This is a genomic window from Endozoicomonas sp. (assembly GCF_051008435.1).
In the GTDB taxonomy this organism is placed as follows: Bacteria; Pseudomonadota; Gammaproteobacteria; order Pseudomonadales; family Endozoicomonadaceae; genus Endozoicomonas_A.
The window spans coordinates 1-1,396 of the sequence record NZ_JBPCXO010000327.1 but is presented as its reverse complement, the minus strand read 5'-3'; the positions used below and the strand labels follow the sequence as shown (position 1 = coordinate 1,396).

At 46.8% G+C, this 1,396-nt stretch carries 2 protein-coding genes; both read right to left on the bottom strand.

Going from position 1 to position 1,396, the window contains the following annotated elements; all coding sequences use genetic code 11:
* A partial coding sequence (gene tnpC, locus ACR2PX_RS16565) for an IS66 family transposase (RefSeq protein WP_434000465.1) occupies positions 1 to 1,172 on the bottom strand: 1,172 nt, incomplete at its 3' end.
* Positions 1,075 to 1,396 (bottom strand): DUF6444 domain-containing protein (locus ACR2PX_RS16560; protein ID WP_434000464.1); only part of this gene is annotated, 322 nt, incomplete at its 5' end. The genes tnpC and ACR2PX_RS16560, both read right to left, overlap by 98 nt.

Genomic DNA, 1,396 nt, shown 5'->3' with positions numbered 1-1,396 from the left:
GATGACACATAACTTCGTATCCGACAGTAATATTTGGCTCCCTTTTTACTCCTGAAACAGCCCGATATTTTCTGTTTCACCTTGCCGTTTCTGACATCTTGTTCACTGCCGTTATTGTCGAAGGGGATGTCGAAGGGGATGTCGAAGGGAATGTCGAAGTTGGTCATGAATCTCAAGGTTTCTTCCTTGAAATTCACTAATCGTTTGAAGAGATTAAAAGCCTTGGTGTTTTTTGTTTTATCAAGTCCGAGCCGTTTTCGTCTACGCTCCATGTACTCTGCTTCCTTGCGTTGAGCTAATTTAGCCGTTCTTTCAAAGAGAGAATCAATGCGCTGACGGATGCTTTCTGGCATGGCATTCATTCCAATCTTTTTGAAACCTTTACTTAGGTGACATGCCAGTCTCAGAAGGCGCTGAAGACGTGCTGCAAGATGATTGCAATCTCTGTCTACAACACCTTGCAGCTCTCTCAGGTGGTGAGCATTACAGAGGACATGGTAAGCCGCGTAACGAAAATAAACCTTGTAATGATCGTGTACCAGTATTCCGGCAAACACCAGTAGAGCACCCATTTCCTCTATGGCTGAGTGACCTTTACTGGGGTTGAGATGATACAGCGTCCACAGGTCGGTGCGCATAACATGCATCCACCATAACGAACCATCAACTCTCATGCCTGTTTCATCAGCACCTGCTATAGGTGCCGTCTTCAACGCATCAGCAATGGCTTGCTCCGTGGAGGCTAAATATTCATAGGCATTTTCCTGAAACGTGCAGATTGAGCCGGGACTCACCTCCAGTCCGAAAACGTCCATGAAAAACTGGGATATGCGCTTATACGGTACAAGCTGGTACTGACAAAGATACACCGACAAAGCTTGGGTAATCGGGCCATATTGTACATATGAGTCAACCCCTTCAGGGAAACGGGCCTTGTTCGTATGACCACAGCTGCACTCTTTGACTTCTGCCACATGAGTTGTGACTTCAAAAGCACCAAAGCGACCAGGCTCAAACACCTGTCGCTCTATCAGGTCAGTGACTTTGATAGAGCGCAATGACCGTTGACAGACTTCACAGTCTATTAGCGGGTGGTAGTCGCGGGTGGTAGTGGGTACGGTCTGGTTCTGCAACTTGCTTGAGGGTTGTCCCCTTATGACCTTTTTGTCCACCGGGCATACGACCCGATGGTTGCCGTAAACTTTTAGGATTGGGCTTATCGCTTTGGTCATCTTCTTCAGAGGAGGGATCAGCAGATTTTGAGCCTTTTTTAGGAGAGGTAGCCTTGCCATAGCCATCGGTAGATGGAGGCTTGCTACTGTTTTGACTATTTGTATTAAGTCTGCCAGCCAGCTCTTTGTTTTCCTCTTCCAGTTTCGTGATTTGCTTTTGCATC